We start from the raw sequence: 16,995 nt of genomic DNA, 5'->3' as shown, positions 1-16,995 counted from the left end.
TACATATCGATACCGGTTCGTAAATAAAAGGAGTGACGTTGGATTCCACCCAAGTTCTGGTGGTCGGCGCCGGACCGACCGGACTCGCGCTGGCATGTGGGCTGCTTCTGCACGGTGTTCCTGTCCGTGTAGTCGACCGGGCGCCTGGACCGGCCACCACGTCCCGGGCCAACTTTCTGCATGCTCGCGGCTCGGAGGTGCTCGACCGGCTGGGCGCGCTCGGCGCCTTGCCCGAGGAGTCTCTGCGGGCCACGCAGGTCACCACCTATCTGGGCGACCGTCCGATCATGAAGCTGAAGTTCGGCGACCCGGGCCACCAGACAGCCGCACCGCCGATGGTGGTGTCCCAGGCGAAGGTCGAAGCCGCCCTGCGAGACCGTCTGGCCCAGCTCGGCGGCGTACCCGAGTGGAAGACGGCGCTCGTCGACGTCGACCAGGACGCCGACGGCATCACCGTCTCACTGAGCGACGGACAGGTAGTGCGCGCCGGCTGGGTGATCGGCTGCGACGGCACCGGAAGCACAACCCGCAAGCTGGCGGGCATCGGCTTTCCCGGCGTCAAGCTCAGCGAGCGTTTCCTGCTGGCCGACCTGCGTCTTGACTGGGACCTCGACCGCACCGGAACCAGCGGCTGGATTCACCCGAGCGGCATGCTCGGCGCGATGCCGATGCCCGCCCCCGCGAGCGGCCGCGACGACCTGTGGCGGCTGATTGCCTACGACCCAGGGCGTGGCAACGGCGACAAGCCCAGTGAGCAGGAGATCCTCGACCGGTTCCGGCAGATCCTGCCGGAACGCAGCGGCAAGCAAGTGCACATCTGCGAGGCCGAATGGCTCTCGCTGTTCACCATCCACCGTCGGCTGGCCGACCGCTACAGGCACGGGCGCATCTTCCTCGCGGGCGACGCTGCGCACGCACACGCGCCGTTCGGTGGCCAGGGCATGCTCACCGGCGTAGGCGACGCGGAGAACCTCGCCTGGAAGCTCGCGCTCGTCGTCCAAGGCAAGGCGGACGCGGCACTGCTCAACTCCTACGAAGCCGAACGGCGCCCACTCGCGACCGATGTGCTGCGCGGCACCGCGAACGTCACCAAGGTAAACATCGCCAGCAGCCCGATCGGGCGGTTCCTGCGGGACCGCATGATCGTGCGGCTGTTCAACCTGCCGAGCATCCAACGCTGGGCGACTTACACCACATCGCAGCTGTGGGTGAGCTACCGCAAGGGGCCGCTGGGCGGCCGCGGCGCCAAGCCTCGGCCGGGCGATCGCGTACCCGATCTCGCGGTCGTATGCGCGGACGGCAGCGCCTCTCGGCTGCACGCCGAGCTTGGCGGGCGCTGGGCACTCTTGATGGCCCGCGCCGCTGGGGACGACCTCCAAACCGCCGTCCGGCAACGACTCGGCGATCATGTCGGCATGCTTCGACACGACGACGAGCAGACCATGCTCGTACGGCCGGACGCCCACCTGGCCTGGCGTGGCAGCGATGTGGCCAGCCTGGACCGTTGGCTGAAGACCGCGTTACAGCGTGGGCAGGTCTCCCAGTGACACAGCCGCGTGGCCGCGGTCGCCCTCGCGATCCGGAGGTCGACCGAGCGATCCTGCGGGCCGCGTTGGAGCTGTTCATCGAGCGGGGCGTCGAGGGCATGAGCATCGAGCAGGTCGCCAAGCGAGCCGGAGTCGGCAAGCTGACTGTGTACCGGCGGTGGGCGTCGAAGGAGGTGCTCGCCGCACACGCCATCGAGTGGATGATCGAGGATCACCGCGACTGGCCCTCGAACGCCGAAATGGAACGCGCGGAGCCGAGACAACTCTTGGAGAGCATGCTGGACGAGTCGGCCGAGCTGGCCGCGAGCCAGGAGTTCCGCGCGTTGGTCGCGCGCATCCTCGGGTCCAGCGTGAGCCACCCCGCGCTGATGGCGACGTACTGGAAGCACTACATCGTGCCGCGGCGGGAAGCCGCGAGCGCGATGCTCGACCAGGCGAAACGGGCGGGCAGACTGCCAGCCGACGCCGACCTTGACGTACTGATCGACATGATGGCCGGCGCTGTCATCTACCGCGTACTCCAGCCAGATCCGCCCGACACAGCGGAGATGCGACGCTACCTTCGAGAGCTCTACCGGCAGGTCGGCCTGCTCCCCGCCGACGCACCGGCCAAGCCGCGTCCCGGGTCAACATCACGACAGGAACGCGGCGGCCGTGCGAAGGAAGGGAGATGAGCATGGCAAACGATCGCCTGTGGAGCGGACTCCGACGCCGAGGAGTACGCCAAGCGCTATGCCGGACAGCAGCCAACCGGTCGTGAGAGGCTTCGCCCCATGAGTCCGAGGAGCCGAGGCCGGCGCGGCGACAGGCGCCGCCCTTCCGACCGGCGGAGATCCCAGCACCGTGCCACCACGCGTACGCGAAAAGACGACCGCACCGCGTCCTTCGTCACCGACGTTCTCCGCGCGTCGACCGAGCTCCTCACCCTCGATTCGCCGCTTGACGCCGAGGCCTTCGTCTCCAGCGTGATCGGCACCTGGTGGCAGCAGCCGTCCGAGTCCGTGGCGTTCGGTCCGGCGCTGGTGGCCGGTGCGCAGCGGGCCGAGAGCCCCGAAGCGGTCGCACTGCTCAACGGGCTGGCGGCGATCGGCGACCCGGTGCTCGCCGAGCAGGCACGCGCCGCGTTCGCGGACCTCGCGGCCAGGCTGGAGCTCGCGCCGCCGCAGTGGGCGGAGGTCGCCGGACGCGTGAGCGTCGGGGACTGCTTCGCAGTCGACGAGGAGCTTGGCGACGCGACCCAGGTGATCATGTCGTTCACCTATGCCGCCGAGCCACCGCACGCGTTGGTGGTGCTCGTCGACCACAATCTCGGCGGCCTCGCTCGCGACACCTGGGCGACTGGCGACGCGGCCGAACTCCTCGCGCAGGTGCGCGAGACGGTCGCCGGCGACCCGACCCTCTCCCTCTCTGAGGCATCCCCTGCCGCGCTCAAGGTGGCGCTCGACGACGCGTTCGCCGCCACCGACCAGGTGGTCGACCCGCCGGTCCACGACACCTTCCGGCATACCCGTGCACTGGCCCTCGCCCGGGTCCGCGGCTTGCCCGACGGTGGCGTACGCGCCGAGGCCGAGCCATGGACGCAGGACGAGCAGACGGAGCTGATCGAGGACTTCCTCGCCAGTCCCGAAGCCGCGGAGCTGCCCGAGGACGCCGCGCGCGGTGTCGCCCTGGAGCTGGTGAGCTACGGCTGCGAGCAGGACCACGGACAGCCGTTGCGGGTCAGCCCCGCCAAGCTGGAGATCCTCCTGCTCAACTGGCTTCCGCAGACCGGACTCCTGGATCGGGCGTACGTCGACCAGGTGCCGGACGTCCTGCCGGCCTGGGTGCGATACGTGGCCCGGCGTACCCAGCTCTCCCAGGCATCACTGGACGAGACCCTGGGGGCGGTCGACGTTTTGGCGCCGAAGTTCGCCGACGCGTACGACGACACCTCCCTCTGGGGTTCCGCGCGCGCCGCCGTGGAGTCGCTGCTGGCCGATCTGGATCCGGACGAGGAGGACGCGGACGAGGTATTCGCCCGGCGGATGTTCGCCGTCGGGCAGGTGCCCGAGCCTGGCTTCGACGCCGATGACGAGAAGAGCTTCGCGCAGCTGGTCGAGGAGGAGCACCCGGAGTACGCCGGATACCTGACGAACCCCAACGCCCGCCCGGTGGTCGATGGCGTCGACCCGCGACTGCACGTGGCGATGCACACCGCGGTGGCACGGCAGCTGTGGTTCAACGATCCGCCCGAGGTGTGGACCACCGCGCAACGTCTCCTTGACGCCGGCTACGACCGGCACAACGTCCTGCACGCGTTGACGTTCGTGCTGTCCCAGCAGGTGTGGGGCAGCCTGGAAGATCAGGAACCCCATGATCCAGCGGCCTATCGCGCAGCGCTGGACGCCTTGCCGGGTTCGTGGGAGAGCACCTTCGCCGGCGACAAGTGAGGGCCTCCACTGCCTGTGGATAGACGCGACGGCGCGCCATCCGGATCGGCCAGTATTGGACGGCATGGCGACGAGGAGGCACGATGAGTTCCGTGATGCGCCTGCCGTACGGCCGACCGCTCACCTGGGTCGATCTCGAGTCGGCACCCGATGACGGGCACCGCTACGAGCTCATCGACGGGGTACTGATCGTGAGCCCGGCCCCGCGACCGCTTCACCAACGGGTAGTCGTGCAGCTCGTACGAAAACTTACTGACGCGTGTCCACCCGAGTTCGAGGCCCTCGTGGCACCGGTCGATGTCCGACTTGCGAACGACACCCTGGTGCAGCCGGATCTCATCGTTGCCCGCCGATCTGATCTGACCGACCGAGGCCTCGTCCTTGTCCCACCGCTCCTCGCCGTCGAGGTGCTCTCGCCTGGCAACCGCGGCATCGACCTGGTGTCAAAGCGCAACCGCTACGAGAGCGCGGGTTGCCCGTCGTACTGGCTCATCGATCCTGAGGTCCCTTCGATACTCGCGCTGGAGTTGCGCGACGGCAGCTACGTCGAGGCCGCCGAGGTCAAGGCCGAGGAGACGTTCCACGCCGCCATGCCGTACCCACTCAGCCTGACTCCCGCCGAGCTCGTCGCCTGAGGACCTGGCTGCCTCGCCCGGGCGCGGCCCGTCGCCAGCGCGGCACGCTCACCGGCCGCGTCGCCGGTGGGTCTGTCGGTGAGACGGAGTAACGTGCCGCAGGTGCCGGTGGGTCTGTCGGTGAGACCGAGTAACGTGCCGCAGGTGCCGGTGGGGTTCGAGCCAGTAGGAGTCGAGGCCGTCTTCGTTCCCGCGGACCCTCCGCGGACGGGCACGATCGCGCTCTGGGAGCCCTCGCGGGCGGGCAGCGGTTCTGGCAACGCGGCTGGCAGCGGGGGCGACGCGACGGTCGAGGTGGTGCTGCCCGCAGGTTCGCGGGTACGCCGGTCGGTGGTGCCGGCACGACTGCTCACCATCGCCGAGGCGATCGATCACTTCACTGCCGAGCCCGACCCGATGGCTCCGGTCTCGCACCGCGCCTGGGGTGCCGCCGCTCTCGCCGGACTCGGGCTGGTCGCGCACGGCAAGCTGGCGCCCGCGCGATCCCCACAGGGGTTCGGCGCCTGGCGGGTCGGCCCGCTCGATCCGGCCGACCATGCCTGGCTCCGGGAGCTGGCGGCGGCGATGCCACCCCTCGCGCACGCCGTGCCGATCACGGGCAGCCGGCCGGTACGCATCCACACCGCGGAAGGTCTGATCCGGGCATTCTGGGACGCGATCGCGGACACGCTGGCCCGCCCAGACGGCGCGTACGCCGACACACTCACGAACGCCAGGACCCGGACGAGCCCCAGACCCCTCGCCGCGAAGGCCGAGCCATTCGCGCTCCCCGATCCCGCCCGTCTCGATGGCCCGACCGACTGGCTCGACGAGATCGAGCAGTTCGAGCGCGCGGGCGCCCGCCTGGTGCTGCGCATCGAACCCCCGAGCGGCGGCGTCGACGAGGTCGAACCCGTCGACGAGGAGCCCGAACCCGTCGACACCGAGGCGGGCTCCTTCCGCGGCCTCCTCCGGCTGCGGAGCACCACCGACCCGAGCCTGCTCGTCGACGTCGCCGACCTGTGGACCGCGCCGGCCGCCGTACTCACCCGGCTCGGCGCCCAGGCCGAAACCGACCTGCTGCTCGCACTGCGCCGCGGCGCGCGCGCCTGGCCCCCGCTCGGCACCGCCCTGACGGCCGCGACCCCCACCGGCGTCGACCTCGGCGACGACGACCTCGAGGACCTGCTGACCCGGGGTGCCGAAGCGCTCGATGGTGCGGGGATCGAGGTGCTGTGGCCGACCGAGCTTTTCGGTACCGGACTCAAGCTCCGGGCCCGCGCCGCCACGCCCACCCCAGCCGGTGCCGCCCAACCCACGTTCTCGATGCGGGACCTGCTGACGTTCCGCTGGCAGCCGACCATCGACGGCGAAGCGCTGACCGACGACGAGATCGCCGCGCTCGCCGAGGCCAAGCGCCCGTTCCTGTGGCTTCGCGGCCGGTGGGTCAAGGTCGACCGGGACGTTCTCGCTCGGCTGCGGCGGCGTACCCCCCGCACGCTGGGTGCGGCGGAGGCGTTGGCGGCGGCGCTCACCGGAGAGCTGGAGGTGGACGAGGAGCGGGTGGAGTTCACGGCCGAGGGCCCGGTCGCCCAACTCGCGGAGCGGCTCAGGGCCGCCGAGTCGGATCTCGCGATCTCGACGCCCGCCGATCTCCAGGCCACGCTGCGCCCTTACCAGCAACGCGGTCTGGCCTGGCTGGCCCACCTGACCGGCCTCGGCCTGGGCGGCTGCCTCGCCGACGACATGGGGCTCGGAAAGACTCTGCAGCTCATCGCCCTCCACCTGCACCGCCGTCCGCTCGGGCAGGGACCCACCCTGGTGGTCTGCCCGACGTCCCTGCTCGGCACCTGGCAGCGCGAGCTCGCGAAGTTCGCCCCGACGATCCCGGTCCGGCGGTTCCACGGTGCGGGCCGGCACCTCGACGAGACGGCCCCCGACGAGGTGGTGTTGACGACATACGGCGTCGTACGCCGCGACCACGACGAGCTCGCCACCGCCACCTGGGGGATGGTCGTCGCCGACGAGGCCCAACACGCGAAGAACCCCCTCGCCCGCACGGCCCGGGCCCTGCGTTCCATCCCCTCGGCCACCCGGGTCGCGCTCACCGGCACCCCGGTCGAGAACCACCTCACTGAACTCTGGTCGATCCTCGACTGGACGACACCCGGCATCCTGGGCTCGCTGGACCGTTTCCGGCGTCGGCTGGCGGTGCCCATCGAGCGCTACCGCGACCCCGACGCGACTGCCCGGCTGGGCAGGCTGAGCCGGCCGTTCCTGTTGCGGCGACGTAAGTCCGACCCCGGGATCGCGCCCGAGTTGCCACCCAAGACCGAAAGCGACGTGGTCGTCCCACTCACGACGGAGCAGGCCACGCTCTACAAGGCCGTCGTCGACGAGGTGATGGAGGAGATCAGGAGTTCGGAGGGCATGGCCCGGCGCGGGCTCGTCCTCGCTTTGCTCACCGCGCTGAAGCAGGTGTGCAACCACCCCGCGCAGTACCTCCACGAGGCCGGTCCGCTGCCCGGGCGTTCGGGCAAGCTGGCCGCCCTCGACGAGCTGCTCGACGTGATCCTCGCCGAGGGCGAGTCGGTGCTGGTGTTCAGCCAGTACGTCGAGATGTGCCAGCTGCTGCAAGGTCACCTTGACGCGCGTGGAGTCCGGACACTCTTCCTGCACGGCGGTGTCGGAGCGAAGAAACGCGAACAACTCGTGACGGCGTTCCAGGCCGGCGAGGCTCCGGTGTTCCTGCTGTCTCTCAAGGCGGGCGGGGTCGGGCTGACCCTCACCCAGGCCACCCACGTCGTCCACTTCGACCGGTGGTGGAACCCCGCCGTCGAAGACCAGGCGACCGACCGGGCCTACCGCATCGGGCAGGACCGTCCCGTGCAGGTCCACCGGCTGGTCACCGAAGGCACCCTCGAAGACCGGATCGCCGACCTGATGCGCGCCAAGCGGGACCTGGCCGACGCGGTCGTCGGGTCGGGTGAGGCGTGGCTGACCGAGCTGTCCGACGCCGAGCTCGCCGATCTCGTCGCTCTGGGGAGCCCGACATGAGTCCCGCTGGTCGGCGTACGTCCGGCGACTGGTGGTCCGACGAGACGGAAGAGAACCACCGGCCTCCTGCCGCCCGAGGGCGCGGAAGCCGGCGCGGCTTCGGACAGACCTGGTGGGGGCGAGCCTGGGTCGACGCGCTCGAACACCGGGCGGCCCTCGATCCCGGTCGCCTCTCCCGAGGGCGCTCCTACGCCCGACGCGGCGCGGTGGGCCAGATGGACGTCGCGCCGGGGTTGGTGATGGCGGCGGTTCAGGGCAGCCGGGCGGTCCCCTACACCGTGACCGTGCGGGTTCCGAGGTTTCGGCGCGACGACTGGGAGCGGGTTCTCGACGCGATCGCCGCGCAGATCGGGCGTACCGCCGCCCTGCTCGATGGCGAGCTCCCGCCCGAGGTCGTGTCGGACGTCGCCGCGGCCGGACTCGACCTGCTTCCCGGCGCCGGCGAGATCCAGCCCCGGTGTTCCTGCCCAGACTGGGGTGATCCGTGCAAGCATGCCGCCGCGGTCTGCTACCTGGTCGCGGACGCGTTGGACAAGGACCCCTTCACCCTGCTGCGGCTGCGCGGTAAGTCCCGTGCCGACGTGTTGAGTGCCCTGCGCGCCCGGCGCACCCCCGGGCCCGGCTCGTCCGCGGGACCGAGCGCCGGACTCGCCGGCAGCAGCGCGGAGGGAGTCGTGGCCCGCGACGCGTACGCCGGTGCGTCCGAACCCCGGCCCGAACTCCCGGCCCCTCCCCTACCCCCGGAGCGCCCCGGGCACCCGGTCACCGTGGCGTTCGACCCGCCACCTGAGTCAGGGATCGATCCCGAAGTGCTACGCGCCCTCGCCACCGCCGCGGCCCACCGCGCATGGCAGCTGGCGACCGCAACCCCCGGTGATCCTGATCATGAAGGCGAAGCGGACGCATAACCTTTCGAGCCGGGAATGATCACGTTTGCGTGGTCATTCCCTACGAAGCAAGCTCAATTTGCCGCGCATCGTGGGGAATGACCACGCAAACGTGATCATTCCCCGTCACCGATCCTCGACCGCGTCATCGGGCGCCAGCCGCGCGAGCAGGGACAGCAACTGCTCCCGCTCGCTCCGATCAAGCCGCTCGACCAGCGCCACGGTGGCGTCCCGCTTGCTCCGGCGTACCGCGGCAAGCACCCGAGCACCCTTGGCCGTCATGGAGACGAGCGTCGCGCGGCGATCACCCGGATCGGCTGCCCTGCGTACCAACCCCGCGGTCTCCAGGTCATCGACCACAGACGTGGCTGAGCGGGGGACGATCCCCAACCGGGCGGCGAGGTCGCTCACCCGGATGGCCGCGCCGGCATGGTGGAGGGTACGCAGCACCCGCACCTGAGCGGGCGTGACGTCCAGCGCACCCAGCTGCTCCCACGACGCCCGCCGTTGCCGGCGCACGATCCCTTCCAACAACGCGGCGATCCGCTCCGCCGAGTCGTCCTTCTTCCGCACGCGGACAGCGTACGCCGGCCACTGGTTGAGAGGCTACCTCATAGGGAGGTAACCTCTCTAAATCGCGCGTCTGCCCAGGACGGCGCGGAGGGGAGGACCCGGATGTCGATGCTTCGCGGCGCGGGTGGCGGTCGCGCGATGCGGTCGTTCCTGCAGGATTCCTCGGTCAAGGGCCACAAGCTGGCCCCCGGCACCGCCCGTCGCATCCTGTCGTTCGCCGTTCCCTACAAGGGTTTTCTGGCGATCTTCCTGCTCCTGGTCGCGATCGACGCCGCGATCGGTGCCGCCACTCCCCTGCTCTTCCGCGACATCATCGACCGCGGGATCGCGCGCGGCCGGACCGACGTCGTGGTCGCTCTTTCGCTCGGTGTCGCGGCACTCGCGCTCGCGTCTGCCGGCGCGACGCTCGCCCAGCGGTGGTTCTCGGCCCGGATCGGGGAGGGACTCGTCCTCGACCTGCGCACCGCCGTCTTCGACCACGTGCAGAGCATGCCGGTGGCGTTCTTCAGTCGTACGCAGACCGGCGCGCTCATCCAGCGACTCAACGGCGACGTGCTCGGCGCCCAGCAGGCGTTCACGTCCACGCTGTCCAACGTGGTCAGCAACCTGCTCAGTGTGGTGCTCGTGCTCGGAGCGATGTTTGTGATGTCCTGGCAGATCACCCTGCTGGCGCTGGCGTTGCTGCCGTTGTTCGTCCTGCCGGCGCGACTCATGGCCGGCCGGCTGCGGGCCGCGACGGCAGAGGGTTATCGCCTCAACGCTGACATGGCCCAGACGATGACCGAACGGTTCAACGTCGCCGGTGCCACCTTGGCCAAGATTTTCGGCCGGTCCCAGGATTCCTCCGGCGAGTTCGCCGGGAAGGCCGCTCGGGTGCGCGACATCGGCGTCACGACCGCGATGTACGCCGGCATCTTCCGCGTCTCCCTCACGTTGGTCGCAGCCCTCGCGGTGGCGCTGGTGTACGGCGTCGGTGGAGTGTTCGCGGTCGGCGGCGCGTTGGGCATCGGGACCGTGGTCGCCCTGACGGCCTACCTCACCAGGCTCTACGGGCCGCTGACCGCACTCTCCAACCTGCAGGTCGACGTCATGACGACCCTGGTCAGCTTCGAACGCGTCCTCGAGGTCCTCGACCTACCACCGATGGTCGCCAACCTGCCGGGCGCCCGGACGCTGCCGAAGGACGTGCGGCCTTCCGTGGAGTTCGACCATGTGCGCTTCCACTATCCAGCCGCGTCAGAGGTCTCACTCGCCTCGCTGGAGTCGACCGCGATCCTGTCCACCGAGACGGGTGTCGACGTCGTGGGGGACGTGAGCTTCCGCGTCGAACCTGGCCAGATGGTCGCGCTCGTGGGCCCGTCAGGTGCGGGCAAGAGCACGCTCGCCTCGCTGGTCTCCCGGCTGTACGACGTGACGGACGGTGCGGTGCTCGTCGGCGATCGGGACGTACGTGAGGTGACGCAGGAGTCCCTGCGGGCGGTGATCGGTGTCGTGACCCAGGACTCGCACATGTACCACGACACGATCCGCGCCAACCTGCTGATGGCCCGTCCGGGCGCGACCGACCCGGAACTCCTCGACGCGCTCGACGCCGCCCAGATCGGTGAGTTCGTGGCAGCCCTTCCCGATGGGCTCGACACCGTCGTGGGTGATCGCGGCTACCGGCTTTCGGGAGGCGAACGCCAGCGACTCTCCATCGCCCGACTTCTCCTCAAGGCGCCCTCGATCGTGATTCTGGACGAGGCCACGGCCCACCTGGACTCCGAGTCCGAGGCGGCGGTGCAACGCGCACTTGCCACCGCACTCGAGGGCCGGACCTCCCTCGTCATCGCACACCGGCTCTCGACGGTCCGCAACGCCGACACCATCCTCGTGCTGGATCAGGGCCAGCTGGTCGAACGCGGCACGCACGAGGAACTCGTCGACGCGGGCGGGCTCTACTCCGAGCTCTACCGCACGCAGTTCGAACCCCAGGCCGAGGTCCTTCCCTCATGATCGGGAGGACCTGAAGGTCGGGCGAGCGATCAGCCGGCCTGGAAGGTTCCGCTCGCCTGGTAGGCCCGCCACAGGCGGAGCGCAATGTCCACCTCGGGGTGCCGGCTCTCGGGTAGCTCGCCTGCGCCTGTACCGAAGAAAGCGACCGCCTTGCTTTCAACGCCGTCGGGGCGCGGAACTCCGGTCCAGCGTCGTACGGCAAAACACATCGCGAACGCGTGCACCCGGTCGCCGTTCGGATAGGTCAGAACATCGGCCGGGTTGGAGGTGCACGCGAACGGCTCGAGGTCCGCGGGTGTTGCGGTGAGCCCTGCCTCTTCGGCAAGCTCAGCGAGCGCCGTCCCCACGAACGACAAACCCTCCTCGGCGCTACCCGCGATCACTCCCCACGTGTCGGTATCGGTGCGGCGGACGAGCAGAAGCCGATCGCTGTCATCGAACACGAGCACCTGCGCGCCGGGGACCAGAAGAAGGTCGTGGCCGACCCGCTGCCGGAGCCGCCCCAGATAAGAATCCTCGAAACCCATCCGCGCAGCGTATGACCCGTCCGCTGGCGCTTCCTTCCGCCCGGTGGAGCTGTTTCGGGAAAGAAACCGGCATACCTCCGCCAAGTCGGGGCGAGCCGCGGGTGGCGCCTCACATTGCGTACACCTTCTCAGGTGCGAGGCAGGGTATGTCCCCACCAGGCAAGGCAAATTCACCTAGCGGGGTGGGGAATTGGCGCGTGAGGTCCAGCAAAGGGTGTACACAATGTGAGACAGAAGGCTGGTTTCTCATTATCTGAGATGGCCTGCCCACCACGGGCCTTCCAGTGGTTTCACCAGGCCCCCGCGCCCGGTGAAACCGCGTCCGGACTGGTGTTGTACGCCGCGCAGCCTCGTCTATCCGAATGCCGAGACATGCGGGCCCCCGCTGGAGGCCTATTCGAAACTCGTGGTCAGCTCGTTCATGATCAACGTGCAGAAATCGGCCACCAACGTCGACGCACGCGCCACCCGCGCAGGAGACCGAGGTCCTTTTCAGGAAAGGCGGACGGCCCGAATGACGCCGGCGATAATCGGAACGCCGAATTCCCCGGATGCGGTTTCGGGTCGGCCGCGAAGGTAGTCCCGGATCAGCCCGAGCAGCCGGGCGCGATCGCCGTCCGGCATCACCAGCATTGTCGACTGGGTGCTGATCGCCCCGACCAGCGACTCGGTGGTCCGGCGTTCGACGTACGCGAACTCCGCGCTCTCCGACGCGCCGAACCTCTCGTGCGCAGGGAAGGTCCGATCGCCGCGCCACTGCCCGATGGACCCGAGGCGCCCGTACACCGCCGCCAGGCCGGCGACCCAATCCTCCTGGTCGTCCTCGAAGTTCCAGAGCCCGGCGACGACGCCGCCCGGCCTGAGCACGCGCGCGATCTCCCCCAGTGCCCGGTCGACGTCGAACCAATGGAACGCCTGGCCGACCACGACCGCGTCGACACTCCCGTCCGGCAGCGGGATCTCCTCGGCGCGGCCGTTCAACGCGGGTACGCCCGGCAGCCGCCGGCGCAGCTCCGCCAGCATGGCCAGGTCAGGCTCCACCGCCAGAACGTCGTACCCCTGCCGGGCAACCACCTCGGCGAGCTTTCCGGTGCCCGCCGCCAGGTCGCAGACACGCACCTGCTCCCGGTCGGTGACGGGTTCCAGCGCCCACCGGACAGCCTGGTCGGGATAGCTCGGGCGGTACTCGGCGTACGCGGACGCCTGCGCCCCGAAGGAGCTGGCCCGCCGCGTGTGCTCAGAAGTGCTGTCCACCGGTCGCACCGTACAGCGACCGGCTCAGCCCTCGGTATCCCTACGCGCGCACCGTGAGACGGCGGCGGACGACCTCGAACGCCACGACCGCCGCGGCACTCGCGACGTTCAGCGACTCCACGTCGCCCGGCATCGGGATGCTCACCCATGCGCCGATGTACGCCCGCGCGGCCGGGCTCACGCCGTCGGTCTCGCCCCCCAGGAAGAATGCCACCGGGCTCGGGATCTCCGCCTCGAAGAGTGACTCCGACCCGTCGGCCGCGAGCCCCACCAGGGTGTAGCCGGCCTCGACCAACCGCTCGGCCGCCTCCTCCGCGGTGTCGCAGCGCAGCACCGGCGCGTGGAACGCCACGCCCGCGGACGCCTTCACCACCAGGGGGTCGAGGTCGGCGACCCCGCGATGCGGCACCACCACACCGTCGAGGCCAGCGGCGGTCGCGGTCCGCAGGATCATCCCGACGTTCGCCGGGGTCTTGATGCCGTCGAGGACCAGAATGGTCTGGGGCCGCTCGTGTGGTCGCGCCTCGAGTGCCGTCGCCAGCGTTCGCATCCGAGGCGCCACCACATCGGCGAGTACGCCGTTGTCATGGCGCGGGTTGCCCGACAGCAACGTGAGCCGGTGCGGCGGGACCCGGCGAACCGGCACCGCACGCGCATCCGCAGCCGCGACGATCTCGCGCAAGGACGGGCCCCGCGCCCCCTCGGCGACGAGCACCTTGTCGATGGAGAGCCGGTCGTCCGCCAGCGCCGCGAGCACCGGCCGGAAGCCGTAGACGGTGACGAACCGGTCCCGTGGCGACACCTCTTCCCGCACGCCGCCCAGTCTCGCACCCGGCGCGCGGGACGCCAGCCACGCCCTAACCGTCGACCGGCAGCGGCAGTGACACCGGTTGGCCGGACTCCGCGGAAAGGTAGGCGCCGAACGCGATCTCCGTCGCGCGGTAACCGTCCCAGCCGTCAGGCCGTGGTTGCCGGCCCTCACGAATCGCCGCGATGAACTCCGCCAGCATGCTGGCATCGGGGTTGTCACCCCACGGCGACCAGGCGACATCCTGCCCGCCGGCACGCCCCGGCCCGTCGTGGTAGGAGTTGATGGTCTGGCCGAACGCGTCGGCGGTCGCGATCCCCTGCTCACCAACGAGTTCGAGGGTCACGCCGCCCCACGTCGGATAGGACTTCGGGCGACCCCAGCTGCAGTCGATGGTCGCGACCGTGCCGTCCGCGAAGGTGATCGCCAACGTCCCAGCCGTCTCCACCGGCAGGTCGGGGTAGAGGATGCGGTTGACCTGGGCGTAGACCTCTACTGCCTCGACTCCGAGGATCCAGCGGAGCAGGTCGGCCACGTGCACGGTGTGGTCCATGACCGCGCCGCCACCGGCCAGGTCCGGGTCGACGAACCACCCACCCGGCATCCTGCCCGGGTTGGTCCCGGCGGCGCCGTGGATGCGACCGAGGGCGCCGTCGTGGGCGAGCTTCGCCAAACCGACCACCGGTCGGGCGAACCGCACGGGGAACGCAGTCATCAGCGTGACACCGGCCGCCTCGCAGGCGTCGATCATCGCGCGCCCGTCCACGAGCGAGGTGGCCAGCGGCTTCTCGCACAGGACGTGCGCACCAGCCGCGGCGGCCTGCTCGACCAGGACCCGGTGCCGGGCGTTCTCGGAACAGACGATGACGGCGTCGGGCTGCCAGTCCAGGAGTTCGGCGTACGACGAGGTGAACGGGATCCCGAAGCCGTCGGCGATCGGCTTGCCGCGGTCGGCGTTCTCGTCGGCGGCCCGCAACTCGATGTCGGGTCGCCCCGCGAGGACACCCGCGTAGCCCGCGCCGTGCAGGTGCGCGAACGACATGATGCCGATCTTGACCGGCCTCGCCTCACCGGACGCGGCGGCTGGGCTTTCAGGACTGGTCATACCGACACGACCTCCGCGGGCGAGGGGGCGCTTCCAGGGAACGGGTTCGCCGCGGGCGGCAGGTCCACCGCACGGCCGGTCTCGGCGGACTCGAGCGCCGCCAGCGCGATGGCGAGCGCTGCCCGGCCGTCGTGGGCAGTCACCCGGGGCGTCGGGCCGCCCTCGATCGCGGCGAGGAACTCCCGCAGCTCCGCCGCCCAGGGATCCTCGTCGAGCATGGGCCCGCCCGCGTGCGCCAGGTCGGGTGGTGCGGTGCGCAGCAACGGCCGCTGGTCGGTGGCGTAGTCGAGCATCCCCTGACTGCCGGAGAACTCGAAGCTGGTGCGGAAGGACGCGCCGGTGCGGGCCCACGAGGCGGTCAGGTGACTGATCGCTCCGCTCGCGTGGGTGAGGAGGGCGTACGCATGGGTCGCGCCGTTGTATGGACCCGCGGGCCGGAGCGTGCGGGCATAGACCCGGACCACGTCGCCCGCGATCCACCGGGCGAAGTCGATGTCGTGGATCATGACGTCGCCGATGATCCCGGCGGAGCGGGCGACGTCGTGGTACCAGCCGTTGGGGTTGGGCATGCCACCCTCGCGGGTGAGCCGGAGCACACCCGGCTGGCCGATCCGGCCTGCCGCGACCGCCGCTCGCGCCGCGGCGTACTCCGGAAAGAACCGCACGACGTGCGCCACGTGCAGCGCCACTCCGGCCTCGTCGGCGGCCGCGATGAGCGCGTCCGCCTCACCCAACGTGCGGGCCAGCGGCTTCTCGCAGATGACGGAACGCCCGGCGCGGATCGCCGCGAGGGCCGCGGCGGCGTGAGTGTCGGTCGGCGTGCACACGTCGACGACATCCACCGCATCGATGAGCGAGGCGAGATCGGGGTGCACCACGACCCCGAGCTCTTCGTTGGCCTTGGACCTCGCATCGGGTATGTCGTCGTAACCGTGGACCTGGACACCCAACCGCCGCAGGCCGGCGATGTGGACGCGACCAATGCCGCCGAGGCCGACGACCCCTACGCGTGAGACCTTCACCCGGGTCACCCTCCAGCTTCGTTCTCGTGGCGTACCACCACGGCGACCCGCACACGAACCGCGCGCCAGTCACCGCTATCTGGTACGGACCATATTCATAGCCGCACGGGCCCCCGAGCGGAAGCCCCGTCCATCCTGCGGACGGCGAGCACGCTACTCCCGGCCACCCCCGGGAACGCTGCGCGAACGCCTACTCCGCGAACGCCTATTCCGCGAGGACGTCCGCGACCCGGACCGGTTGCCCACCCGCTTCCTCCGACCGGACACCGGCGTGAAGAATCGCCAAGAGCTCCAGGGTTTCCTCCGGCGCCACCGGCGGGATACCGGTCCGCGCCATCTCGACCACTGCCCGCAACTGCCCTCTGTAGAAGGCGTCGTAGTCGTTGGTCTCCAGGGAGTACCAGCCCTTCTCCGCGTACATCGTGAGATGGAAGCGGTACTCCGCGTCGCGCAGCGTCTGCACCACGGCGCTGGGTCGCCCGTCGGGATAGCCGAGCACGGCGACGTCGCGGTCGGGCCACGCGAAGCGCCGCACCCACTCGACTCCGGGCCCGAGCAGCGTGTGGAGTTGCTCCAGTCCGTGGATGCTGTGGAAGAACCACCGCCCCGGCCCGACGCTCACGACAGACGAGAGCCGACCCATGCGGGCGATGCGGTCGCGGTTCTCGCGGAGTTCCCGGGCGTACCTCAACGCCGACGAGCTCGTCACGGGCACGCCCCTCTCGGCCGCCAACCGGAAGAGCATCCGCGCCTCGACCAGCTCCGCGCTCATCGGTTTGTCGATGAACGTGGGTACGCCAGCCGCCACGAACGGACGGGCCAGGGGTACGTGGTTGGCGCCGTTGTCGGAACCTTCGACCACCAGCACGAGATCGGTCTCGGCGAGCGCTTCGGTGGGCTCGCCGACGACCTCCTCGATGGCGTACGTCCTTGCCAACGTGGTGGCATCGGGTTGGTCAGGGCGCAGCTCACCACCCCAGACCCAGCTGATGCGCGCACCTGGGATCACGCGTTCGGCGTTCAGCATCCGCGCGAACACGGATGCCTGGCTGGTGTTGACGCCGAGCAGTCCGACCCGGAGCTGGACCGGATCATGCTGGACGGTTGTGTTGGTCACCAGGGTCTGCCCTTTCGACAGCGGATGTGATCCGCAGAGCTGCCCTGCTGGCCGGGTGCG

At 70.1% G+C, this 16,995-nt stretch carries 14 protein-coding genes; 7 read left to right on the top strand and 7 right to left on the bottom strand.

Annotated elements, in window-relative coordinates:
- The first annotated feature begins 38 nt into the window (after positions 1 to 38).
- The 6 genes from B141_RS0121840 (at position 39) to B141_RS42035 (ending at position 8,555) form a co-directional block, all read left to right on the top strand.
- Positions 39 to 1,547, top strand: coding sequence for an FAD-dependent monooxygenase (locus B141_RS0121840; protein WP_157181191.1), 1,509 nt, complete (start codon positions 39 to 41; stop codon positions 1,545 to 1,547).
- Complete coding sequence (locus B141_RS0121835; RefSeq protein WP_020577317.1) at positions 1,544 to 2,221, top strand: TetR/AcrR family transcriptional regulator; 678 nt, start codon at positions 1,544 to 1,546, stop codon at positions 2,219 to 2,221. The genes B141_RS0121840 and B141_RS0121835 overlap by 4 nt, the downstream gene beginning before the upstream one ends.
- A gap of 99 nt (positions 2,222 to 2,320) precedes the next feature.
- A complete protein-coding gene (locus B141_RS0121830) occupies positions 2,321 to 3,976 on the top strand; it encodes a DUF1841 family protein (RefSeq protein WP_020577316.1) in 1,656 nt (551 codons plus the stop codon).
- A gap of 83 nt (positions 3,977 to 4,059) precedes the next feature.
- Entirely contained in the window at positions 4,060 to 4,611 is a 552-nt protein-coding gene (locus B141_RS0121825) for a Uma2 family endonuclease (RefSeq protein WP_020577315.1), read from the top strand.
- A gap of 120 nt (positions 4,612 to 4,731) precedes the next feature.
- Positions 4,732 to 7,647, top strand: a complete 2,916-nt coding sequence (locus B141_RS0121820; protein WP_237742768.1) for a DEAD/DEAH box helicase — start codon at positions 4,732 to 4,734, stop codon at positions 7,645 to 7,647.
- Positions 7,644 to 8,555, top strand: coding sequence for an SWIM zinc finger family protein (locus B141_RS42035; protein WP_020577313.1), 912 nt, complete (start codon positions 7,644 to 7,646; stop codon positions 8,553 to 8,555). The genes B141_RS0121820 and B141_RS42035 overlap by 4 nt, the downstream gene beginning before the upstream one ends.
- Positions 8,556 to 8,660: 105 nt before the next feature.
- On the opposite strand, the gene B141_RS0121810 is transcribed toward B141_RS42035, so the two are convergent.
- The gene (locus B141_RS0121810) at positions 8,661 to 9,107 is read right to left on the bottom strand and encodes a MarR family winged helix-turn-helix transcriptional regulator (RefSeq protein ID WP_020577312.1); all 447 of its coding nucleotides are present in this window, start codon (positions 9,105 to 9,107) and stop codon (positions 8,661 to 8,663) included.
- Positions 9,108 to 9,209: 102 nt separating this feature from the next.
- Between B141_RS0121810 and B141_RS0121805 the strand changes: the two genes are divergently transcribed.
- Complete coding sequence (locus B141_RS0121805) at positions 9,210 to 11,102, top strand: ABC transporter ATP-binding protein (RefSeq protein WP_020577311.1); 1,893 nt, start codon at positions 9,210 to 9,212, stop codon at positions 11,100 to 11,102.
- Between the two features lie 29 nt (positions 11,103 to 11,131).
- Here B141_RS0121805 and B141_RS0121800 read toward each other — a convergent pair whose 3' ends face one another.
- The 6 genes from B141_RS0121800 to B141_RS0121775 form a co-directional block, all read right to left on the bottom strand.
- Positions 11,132 to 11,629 (bottom strand): NUDIX domain-containing protein, encoded by a 498-nt coding sequence (locus B141_RS0121800; RefSeq protein WP_020577310.1) that lies wholly within the window; start codon positions 11,627 to 11,629, stop codon positions 11,132 to 11,134.
- A 492-nt stretch (positions 11,630 to 12,121) separates the two neighbouring features.
- The gene (locus tag B141_RS0121795; protein WP_020577309.1) at positions 12,122 to 12,883 is read right to left on the bottom strand and encodes a class I SAM-dependent methyltransferase; all 762 of its coding nucleotides are present in this window, start codon (positions 12,881 to 12,883) and stop codon (positions 12,122 to 12,124) included.
- Positions 12,884 to 12,923: 40 nt separating this feature from the next.
- Positions 12,924 to 13,697, bottom strand: coding sequence for a TrmH family RNA methyltransferase (locus B141_RS0121790; protein WP_020577308.1), 774 nt, complete (start codon positions 13,695 to 13,697; stop codon positions 12,924 to 12,926).
- A gap of 43 nt (positions 13,698 to 13,740) precedes the next feature.
- Positions 13,741 to 14,796 carry a Gfo/Idh/MocA family protein gene (locus B141_RS51575; protein ID WP_020577307.1) on the bottom strand — a complete coding sequence of 352 codons (1,056 nt, stop codon included), beginning with the start codon at positions 14,794 to 14,796 and terminating at the stop codon, positions 13,741 to 13,743.
- On the bottom strand, positions 14,793 to 15,887 hold the full coding sequence (locus B141_RS42030) for a Gfo/Idh/MocA family protein (protein WP_272944099.1): 1,095 nt from the start codon (positions 15,885 to 15,887) through the stop codon (positions 14,793 to 14,795). The genes B141_RS51575 and B141_RS42030 overlap by 4 nt, the downstream gene beginning before the upstream one ends.
- 136 nt (positions 15,888 to 16,023) lie before the next feature.
- Positions 16,024 to 16,935 carry a Gfo/Idh/MocA family protein gene (locus tag B141_RS0121775; protein WP_020577305.1) on the bottom strand — a complete coding sequence of 304 codons (912 nt, stop codon included), beginning with the start codon at positions 16,933 to 16,935 and terminating at the stop codon, positions 16,024 to 16,026.
- Positions 16,936 to 16,995: the final 60 nt, after the last annotated feature.

The sequence above is a fragment of the Actinopolymorpha alba DSM 45243 genome (genome assembly GCF_000373925.1).
Lineage (GTDB): Bacteria > Actinomycetota > Actinomycetes > Propionibacteriales > Actinopolymorphaceae > Actinopolymorpha > Actinopolymorpha alba.
The sequence above is the reverse complement of the archived record's forward strand: the minus strand, read 5'-3'. Positions and strand labels throughout refer to the sequence as shown.

What these genes read in the sequence shown, in the direction of transcription:
- B141_RS51575 (WP_020577307.1), bottom strand. Translation starts at nt 14,796, where the DNA reads ATGACCAGTCCTGAAAGCCCAGCCGCCGCGTCCGGTGAGGCGAGGCCG.
- B141_RS0121830 (WP_020577316.1), top strand. Translation starts at nt 2,321, where the DNA reads ATGAGTCCGAGGAGCCGAGGCCGGCGCGGCGACAGGCGCCGCCCTTCC.
- B141_RS0121825 (WP_020577315.1), top strand. Translation starts at nt 4,060, where the DNA reads ATGAGTTCCGTGATGCGCCTGCCGTACGGCCGACCGCTCACCTGGGTC.
- B141_RS0121800 (WP_020577310.1), bottom strand. Translation starts at nt 11,629, where the DNA reads ATGGGTTTCGAGGATTCTTATCTGGGGCGGCTCCGGCAGCGGGTCGGC.
- B141_RS42035 (WP_020577313.1), top strand. Translation starts at nt 7,644, where the DNA reads ATGAGTCCCGCTGGTCGGCGTACGTCCGGCGACTGGTGGTCCGACGAG.
- B141_RS0121805 (WP_020577311.1), top strand. Translation starts at nt 9,210, where the DNA reads ATGTCGATGCTTCGCGGCGCGGGTGGCGGTCGCGCGATGCGGTCGTTC.